The sequence below is a fragment of the Faecalimonas hominis genome (genome assembly GCF_054660755.1).
Window position 1 is genome coordinate 1 of sequence record NZ_BAAHSH010000042.1, and the last position, 7,912, is coordinate 7,912.

Below are 7,912 nucleotides of genomic sequence, written 5' to 3' on the forward strand. Positions count from 1 at the left end.
TATCAAAAATGGTTTATATGAAGACAAAGATAGAAACTTTACTGATTGACAAATAAAGTGATGATGCTATAATAAGTAATATATGATAATACGTTGACGAGAAGAGTAGAATGTGAAAGGATACAGAGAGAGAAGTCGCAGGCTGGAAGCTTCTTATTTCGGAAACATTTGAAAACTACCTCTGAGTGACAGCAAAACTGTCCGGTGATTCCGTTATCATCATTAGGAGTGGTTCTGACATTGTCAGTACAATTAGGGTGGAACCGCGAGTGAAGTATACTCGTCCCTTGCAGTGAAGTGATTCATTGCAAGGGACTTTTTTGTTAGTATGTATATGGGAAGAACAATTAGTAAAGGAGGTAAAAAATGAAAAATATTCATGATTTTTATACATTGTCAAATGGTGTTCGTATTCCCTGCATTGCTTTTGGAACATATAAAGCAGCACAGGAAGATAATGTAAAAACGATTCAATTAGCCATAGAAGCGGGATACAGATATTTTGATACGGCTTCATTCTATGATACGGAAAGAGTTTTAGGAGAAGCGATAAAACAAAGTGGAATTCCGAGAGAAGAGTTTTTTGTTGTATCAAAAGTGTGGAAAACGGAAATGGGATATGAAAATACAAAAAGAGCTTTTAAGCAATCTTTGGAACGTCTTCAGATGGAATATTTAGACGGATATTTAATTCACTGGCCCAAACCGTATCCGGAAGCAGAAGATTGGAAAGAACTGGATAGAGAAACATGGAGAGCAATGGAAGAACTTTATCTGGAAGGGAAAATAAGAACTATTGGATTAAGTAATTTTTTGCCGCAGCACATTGAACCGCTTTTGCAGAAATGCCAAATCCAACCGATGATGAATCAGTTAGAAATACACCCGGGATATTCCCAAACGGCAGCAGTACAGTATTGCAAAGAAAAAGGAATGATTCTTCAGGCGTGGAGTCCTATCGGACGGGGGAGGGTGCTTCAAGATGAACTAATTGTGGAACTTGCCAAGAAATATGGTGTTACTCCCGCACGTATATGTTTGCGATATTTAGTGCAGAATGGGATTATTCCGTTGCCTAAATCTTCAAGTTTGGAAAGAATGAAAGAAAATCAGAATGTGTTTTCTTTCGCATTATCAAAGGAAGATATGTATAGACTGGAAACAATGCCGCAAACCGGTTGGTCAGGAGAATATCCTGACAGGGAAAGAATTACAGAATAAGGAGCAGGAAAGGTAAGATGAAAGCATATAAGCACAAAGTACAGTATTATGAAACAGACCAGATGGGAATTGTTCACCATTCAAACTATATTCGCTGGTTTGAAGAAGCGAGAACGGATTTTATGGAACAACTGGGAATGGGATACGATGAAATGGAAAAAGAAGGTATTTTAAGCCCTGTTTTAGAGGTGGAAGCGACATATCTCCGCATGGTTCGTTTTGGAGATACGGTTACAATTACAACGAGAATTAAAGAATATAATGGAATCAAATTGACGGTAGCGTATGAAATTCATAATGACCGAACAGGAATGATTCACTGTAAAGGTGTTACAAAACACTGCTTTTTGACAAAAATGGGGAAACCGATTTCATTGAAAAAAGATTTAATCGAATTCCACAATATGTTTGCAAAAGGATTAGAAGATTCACAAAATAATAATAAAGAAGAGGAAGAAGGAGAAAAATAATGAAGATTACATTAAAAGACGGCTCAGTAAAAGAATACGCAGAGAGCAAATCAGTATATGAAATTGCATTAGATATTAGCGAAGGGCTTGCAAGAGTAGCCTGTGCAGGAGAAATTAATGGGGAAGTTGTTGATTTAAGAACAATGGTGGAAGAAGACTGTTCTTTAAATATTTTGACAGCAAATGACAAAGAAGGGCTGGCGGCGCTTCGCCACACAGCTTCACATGTACTTGCGGAAGCAGTAAAAAGATTATATCCGGAGGCAAAACTTGCTATAGGACCATCAATCGATACAGGATATTACTATGATTTTGAACATGCGCCATTTTCTAATGAAGATTTGGCAACAATCGAAAAAGAAATGAAAAAAATCATTAAAGAAGGCGCGAAAATTGAACGCTTTGAACTTCCGAGAGCAGAAGCAATTGCTTATATGGAAGAAAAGGGTGAACCATATAAAGTGGAACTGATTAACGATTTACCGGAAGATGCGGTTATTTCATTTTATAAGCAGGGTGAATTTGTAGATTTATGTGCAGGTCCGCATTTAATGAGTACAAAAGGAGTAAAAGCATTCAAATTGATTTCTTCGTCAGGTGCTTACTGGAGAGGCGATGAGAAAAATAAAATGCTTACTCGTGTTTATGGTACTGCATATGCGAAAAAAGATGAATTAAAAGCACACATGGAACATTTGGAAGAAATTAAAAAACGTGACCATAATAAATTGGGCCGTGAAATGGGATTGTTTACAACTGTTGATGTTATCGGTCAGGGACTTCCTTTATTAATGCCAAAAGGAGCGGCTATTATTCAGACAATGCAGCGATGGGTAGAAGATGAGGAAGAAAAGCGCGGATATGTGAGAACAAAAACTCCTCTTATGGCAAAGAAAGATTTGTATGTGATTTCGGATCATTGGGGACACTATAAAGAAGGTATGTTTGTTCTTGGTGATGAGGACAAAGAAGGAGAAGAAGTATTTGCCCTTCGTCCGATGACTTGTCCTTTCCAGTATTATGTATACAAACAAAGCCAGAAGAGTTACAGAGATCTTCCATGCCGTTATGGTGAAACATCTACTTTGTTTAGAAATGAAGATTCAGGAGAAATGCACGGTCTGACTCGTGTAAGACAGTTTACAATTTCAGAGGGACATCTTGTTATCACACCGGAACAGGTGGAAGATGAATTCAGAGGCTGTGTTGACTTGGCAAAATATTGTCTGACAACACTTGGTGTGGAAGAAGACGTAACATATCGTTTATCTCTTGCAGATCCTGACAACATGGACAAATATCTCGGAACAAGAGAGATGTGGGACGAGGTAGAAGACATCATGCGTAAGATGTTAAATCACCTTGAAATTGACTATACAGAGGAAACAGGCGAAGCTGCATTCTATGGACCGAAGTTAGACATTCAGGCAAAAAATGTATACGGCAAAGAAGATACAATGATTACAATTCAGTTAGATATGTTCTTGGCAGAAAGATTTGATATGTCATTTGTAGATAAAGACGGTGAAAAGAAACGTCCTTATATTATTCATCGTACAGCGATGGGCTGCTATGAAAGAACATTAGCATGGTTGATTGAAAAATATGCCGGCTTATTCCCGACATGGCTTTGCCCTGAACAGGTTCGTGTGCTTCCTATTTCTGAAAAATATCATGATTACGCACATCAGGTATTGGGAGAACTTCGCGCAAACGGTATCAAGTGTACAGTAGATGACCGCGCGGAAAAAATCGGTTACAAGATTCGTGAGACACGTTTGGACAAAGTTCCATATATGCTTGTTGTGGGAGCAAAAGAGGAAGAGGAAAAAGTTGTGTCTGTGCGAAGCAGATTTTTGGGAGATGAAGGACAAAAATCATTAGATACATTTATCGCTGATATTTGTAAAGAAATTCGTACAAAAGAAATTCGTAAAATCGAAGTAGAAGAGAATAAATAGAAACTGTCCGGCAATACTATCTCTGAACAGAGATAAAAAGGAGGTAGCACAATGCCGGAATTAAAATGTACAGTGCAGACTTGTGTGCATAACAAACAGTTTTTATGCGATTTAGATGCGATTGAGGTAGGTGGAAGTTCTGCTAAAAATGCAGAGGAAACCTGTTGTGACAGTTTTCAGGAAAGAAAAGGAAACGGTTACAGTAATAGTTACAGTGATGTTTCAGGTAATACGGCTTCAGACAGAAGCGAAATTGACTGTAAGGCGACAGATTGTATGTACAATGAAAAATGCCAGTGCCATGCAGGAAAAATTAGCGTAGAGGGAAGTAATGCCTGTGACTGTGATGGAACAGAGTGTGCAACATTTACCTGTAAGTAAAAAATAAAAAATGCTTATATCTGTCTGATGAGGACGGATATAAGCGTTTTTTTATTTGAAAAATATTGAAAGGATAACACCTGAGACGGCCGAAGCCAAATAGAGAAAACCAATTAATTTGCCAATTTCTTTTTTATCCATTTTAGTTTTTAGAAGAACGAGAAGTCCTACACCGCAACTTGCGCAAAGGCCGGCAACCAAAGAAGAAAAACCGATTAGACCATCAAGGTAGAGTTCGCACAAAAGAAGAGAGGCGGCACAGTTCGGAATTAAGCCTATCAATGTAGTCAGCAGTGGCTGCAAAACAGATCCTCCAAGCAGCATGCGGCTCAGAGTATCTATGTCAGTTACATAAAGAAGAAGTCCAAGCCCAAAGGAACAGATGAACAGGTAAATAAACAGTTCAAGAGTATGCCTGAGGGAGGCAAGAAAAATACCGTGCGAGTGGTGACAACTGTGGCAATCACAGGCAGCGGACTGACCTGGCGGTGTGAACTTGTCCTTTAAGAAAAAGTCAACAAAGTACCCTGCAATCACACTGATAATGAATTTTGTGATGAGAAGCGGAAGAAAAATTTCCTGCCCCTGTGTTTCCTTAAACAGGATTAAGGAGGATTCATCAGTGGACGAAATTAACAATGCCAGCAGAGTTCCTGGTGAAAGCATTCCGCCGGAATATAAATTTACTGCCAATACGGGAATACCACATTGTGGAATGCAGCCGAGAAGCCCTGCTAAAAAAGGATTGAGTGTAAAATGTATTCTTTTGGAGTGGTGAGAAAACATTTCCAAAAGAAAGAATGCAAGAAACAAAAATGGAAGAATATGTATACTATCAAGGATAGTATCTTTTAAAATATCAATTATCATAAAAAATCACCTCTGGTTTAATATTATCTCACTTATTAGTATATGCTGCAAGCAGAGAAATCTTGACGGTTTTTATTTTAAAGGGTTATAATAAAAAACAGAAAAAAAGGAGAAGGAAAAATAAATGGAAGAAAAAAATAAACCGAAGAACATAACGCCGAGGACACAAATGAAGATTAAACAATATTTTATGAGGGGATTGACCTCATTTTTAGTTATATTGGCAGGTATTGTCTGCTACTTCGCGTTTCTAAGATTAGATGATATTGCCGGTCTTCTCGGAAAAATAGGAGGAATTTTACAGCCTATCATATTAGGGCTTGTGTTTGCATATCTTTTAAATCCACTTGTAACTATAATTGAAAATCAAGTCATAAAAATGTTCGAGAAAAAAGCAAAAAACAGAGAAAAACTGCGAAAAGTTTCGAGAAGTATCGGAATCGCAGGTTCATTACTCGTGGCATTTGCGGTTGTGATTTTACTTTTAAATATGGTTATTCCGGAACTGTATCGCAGTATAAGAGATTTGATCATGGGTCTTCCGCATCAGATAAATAATGCGATAGACTTTTTAGAGAGTGAAAAGATACATGATACCGCATTTTCAGGAACGATAAAAAGTGTGTTGGAAAATGGAGCAGAAGCATTTCAGATGTGGCTGAAAACAGACTTGCTGACACGAATTAATCAAATGATGTCGTTTGTAACGGTAGGTGTGTTTAGTGTTGTGGAGACACTGTTTGACATTGCGGTAGGCGTGATTGTGTCCGTCTATGTGTTAAACAGCAAAGAAAAATTTACAGGACAGTGTAAAAAAATTACATATGCTTTGCTGTCGAGAGAGCGGGCAAATCTGATGCTGCAGATAACAAGAAAAAGTCATAAAATTTTTGGCGGTTTTGTTATTGGGAAAATTATTGATTCAATTATTATCGGAATTTTATGTTTTATCGGTTTGAGTATTTTAGATATACCATATACACTGCTTGTCAGCGTTATTGTAGGAGTGACGAATGTAGTACCGTTTTTCGGACCATACATCGGAGCAATCCCAAGTGCAATATTGATTTTGCTTTCTGAGCCTATTAAGGGGATTTATTTTGTTATTTTCATTCTCGTTTTACAACAGTTTGATGGAAATATTTTAGGACCGAAAATTTTGGGGGATTCCACGGGGTTGAGCGCATTTTGGGTTGTGTTCTCTATTCTTTTAGGTGGAGGATTGTTTGGTTTTGTCGGAATGATTATGGGAGTTCCGACGTTTGCGGTTTTCTACTATTTGGTTAGTATGTTTATTGAACAGAAACTGGAGAGAAAGAAATTACCGAAAGAATCAAAGGAATATGAAGAAATTCAATATATAGAAGAGAAAAAGGAAGAGGAGTAAAGAGTATGCCGATTCGTGTACAAAATGATTTGCCGGCAAAGGAGATTTTAGAAAAAGAAAACATATTTGTTATGGACGAACACCGTGCTGTTCATCAGGATATTCGTCCAATCCGTATAGGAATTTTAAATCTGATGCCGCTAAAAGAAGATACGGAACTACAGTTGCTTCGTTCACTGTCAAACACACCGCTGCAGGTAGATGTTATATTTGTTCATGTGGTGAGTCATCAGTCGAAAAACACGGCGACAAGCCATTTGAACAGATTTTATGAAACGTTTGAGGAAATAAAACATCAGAAGTTTGATGGTTTTATTATCACAGGGGCGCCTGTAGAACAGATGCCGTTTGAAGAGGTGGATTACTGGGAAGAACTGAAAAAGATAATGGAATGGACAAAAACAAATGTAACGTCCACGCTTCACCTGTGCTGGGGAGCGCAGGCGGGAATATATTATCATTATGGGATAGATAAAGAACCTCTGGAGGAAAAATTGTTTGGCGTATTCTGGCATAAGGTGTTAAACAGAAAAATTCCGTTGGTCAGAGGATTTGATGATGTATTTTTAGCGCCACATTCAAGACATACAGATGTGCCGCTGGAGAATATTAGACAGGATAGCCGATTGACTGTCTTGGCAGAATCGGAAAAAGCGGGAGCGTTTCTCGTTATGGCTCAAGAAGGACGTCAGATTTTTGTTATGGGACACCCCGAGTATGACAGGATTACTTTGGATAAGGAGTATAAGAGAGATAAAGAGAAGAATTTACCAATCAGTATGCCGGAAAATTATTATGAAAATGATGACGATACAAAAAAACCGCTTTTGACGTGGAGAGCAACTGCGAACAATCTGTATACAAATTGGCTGAATTATTATGTTTATCAGGTGACTCCGTATGATATGCTTGGAACGCCATTCTAATGCGGGATTTTAAAGGATTTGTTGAAAAGTCAAAGTATCGTAAAATGATGTCAAATATCGGGTAGTATCGTAAAATTGGGAGTACAAAGGGAGTATAAAAGTATGATATAAACTATCTTTGGGATAATGTTATGAGGGTATGTTGTGTAAGTGCAATATGCCCTTAAAATTTTTGAGAAAGTAATGTTAAAGACTAGGAAATGTGATAGAATGGCAGAAATAGATAAATTGGAAGATAGAGGGGATTGTTATGACGGAAACGATGGGTGTTGCTGATTTATGCAGGAGCAAAATATAACTGCTAATAGAGAAGAAAGTTTCAACTTGTAGAACTGGAAAACGTGAATTAAAGGAGAAAAACTTTATGGAATATGGAATTATAGTTTTAATGATAATTGGTGGAATTTTACTTTATATAAAAATCAATGAATTACAAAAGCAAGTAAAATCACAGCAAATACAGATTGATAAATTGTGTAAAGAAACCGGAAATCAACAATTAGCTACATATTTTATTTCTGATGAAGAAAAAGAATATATAACACATCTGAAAAAAAGTGTTAAAGAAGTGGAAGCTGTAAAAAAAGTAAGAGAAGTGACTTCTATGGATTTAGTACAGGCAAAGCAATATGTTGATACACTATAAATCCCAGTTTAGAGAGAAAATGAAGAGATAGATAAATTGATTAGAAACCA

The 7,912-nt window shown here is 37.2% G+C and carries 8 protein-coding genes and 1 other annotated feature; of the genes, 7 read left to right on the top strand and 1 reads right to left on the bottom strand.

Annotation, left to right across the window (positions count from 1 at the left end; all coding sequences use genetic code 11):
* Positions 1-84 precede the first annotated feature (84 nt).
* Positions 85-291, top strand: a binding site (T-box leader).
* Between the two features lie 75 nt (positions 292-366).
* The 4 genes from ACYQ35_RS07890 to ACYQ35_RS07905 are packed head-to-tail and all read left to right on the top strand — an operon-like array spanning position 367 to position 4,033.
* A complete protein-coding gene (locus tag ACYQ35_RS07890) occupies positions 367-1,221 on the top strand; it encodes an aldo/keto reductase (RefSeq protein ID WP_009460832.1) in 855 nt (284 codons plus the stop codon).
* 17 nt (positions 1,222-1,238) lie between these two features.
* Positions 1,239-1,691, top strand: coding sequence for an acyl-CoA thioesterase (locus ACYQ35_RS07895; RefSeq protein WP_009460834.1), 453 nt, complete (start codon positions 1,239-1,241; stop codon positions 1,689-1,691).
* Positions 1,691-3,652, top strand: coding sequence for a threonine--tRNA ligase (gene thrS / locus ACYQ35_RS07900; RefSeq protein WP_459832005.1), 1,962 nt, complete (start codon positions 1,691-1,693; stop codon positions 3,650-3,652). The genes ACYQ35_RS07895 and thrS overlap by 1 nt, the downstream gene beginning before the upstream one ends.
* Before the next feature lie 51 nt (positions 3,653-3,703).
* Positions 3,704-4,033, top strand: a complete 330-nt coding sequence (locus ACYQ35_RS07905; protein ID WP_009460839.1) for a DUF1540 domain-containing protein — start codon at positions 3,704-3,706, stop codon at positions 4,031-4,033.
* 51 nt (positions 4,034-4,084) lie between these two features.
* On the opposite strand, the gene ACYQ35_RS07910 is transcribed toward ACYQ35_RS07905, so the two are convergent.
* A complete protein-coding gene (locus ACYQ35_RS07910; protein ID WP_009460841.1) occupies positions 4,085-4,903 on the bottom strand; it encodes a putative manganese transporter in 819 nt (272 codons plus the stop codon).
* Positions 4,904-5,027: 124 nt separating this feature from the next.
* Here ACYQ35_RS07910 and ACYQ35_RS07915 point away from each other — a divergent pair, with 124 nt between their 5' ends.
* The 3 genes from ACYQ35_RS07915 (at position 5,028) to ACYQ35_RS07925 (ending at position 7,862) form a co-directional block, all read left to right on the top strand.
* Complete coding sequence (locus tag ACYQ35_RS07915; RefSeq protein ID WP_009460843.1) at positions 5,028-6,290, top strand: AI-2E family transporter; 1,263 nt, start codon at positions 5,028-5,030, stop codon at positions 6,288-6,290.
* A gap of 5 nt (positions 6,291-6,295) precedes the next feature.
* Complete coding sequence (gene metA, locus ACYQ35_RS07920) at positions 6,296-7,216, top strand: homoserine O-acetyltransferase MetA (RefSeq protein ID WP_009460845.1); 921 nt, start codon at positions 6,296-6,298, stop codon at positions 7,214-7,216.
* Between the two features lie 364 nt (positions 7,217-7,580).
* Positions 7,581-7,862, top strand: coding sequence for a hypothetical protein (locus tag ACYQ35_RS07925; protein WP_009460851.1), 282 nt, complete (start codon positions 7,581-7,583; stop codon positions 7,860-7,862).
* Positions 7,863-7,912: the final 50 nt, after the last annotated feature.

Excerpts from the sequence above, each read along its gene's own strand:
- ACYQ35_RS07925 (WP_009460851.1), top strand. The coding sequence starts at position 7,581 with ATGGAATATGGAATTATAGTTTTAATGATAATTGGTGGAATTTTACTT.
- ACYQ35_RS07905 (WP_009460839.1), top strand. The coding sequence starts at position 3,704 with ATGCCGGAATTAAAATGTACAGTGCAGACTTGTGTGCATAACAAACAG.
- ACYQ35_RS07910 (WP_009460841.1), bottom strand. The coding sequence starts at position 4,903 with ATGATAATTGATATTTTAAAAGATACTATCCTTGATAGTATACATATT.
- metA (WP_009460845.1), top strand. The coding sequence starts at position 6,296 with ATGCCGATTCGTGTACAAAATGATTTGCCGGCAAAGGAGATTTTAGAA.
- ACYQ35_RS07915 (WP_009460843.1), top strand. The coding sequence starts at position 5,028 with ATGGAAGAAAAAAATAAACCGAAGAACATAACGCCGAGGACACAAATG.
- thrS (WP_459832005.1), top strand. The coding sequence starts at position 1,691 with ATGAAGATTACATTAAAAGACGGCTCAGTAAAAGAATACGCAGAGAGC.
- ACYQ35_RS07895 (WP_009460834.1), top strand. The coding sequence starts at position 1,239 with ATGAAAGCATATAAGCACAAAGTACAGTATTATGAAACAGACCAGATG.
- ACYQ35_RS07890 (WP_009460832.1), top strand. The coding sequence starts at position 367 with ATGAAAAATATTCATGATTTTTATACATTGTCAAATGGTGTTCGTATT.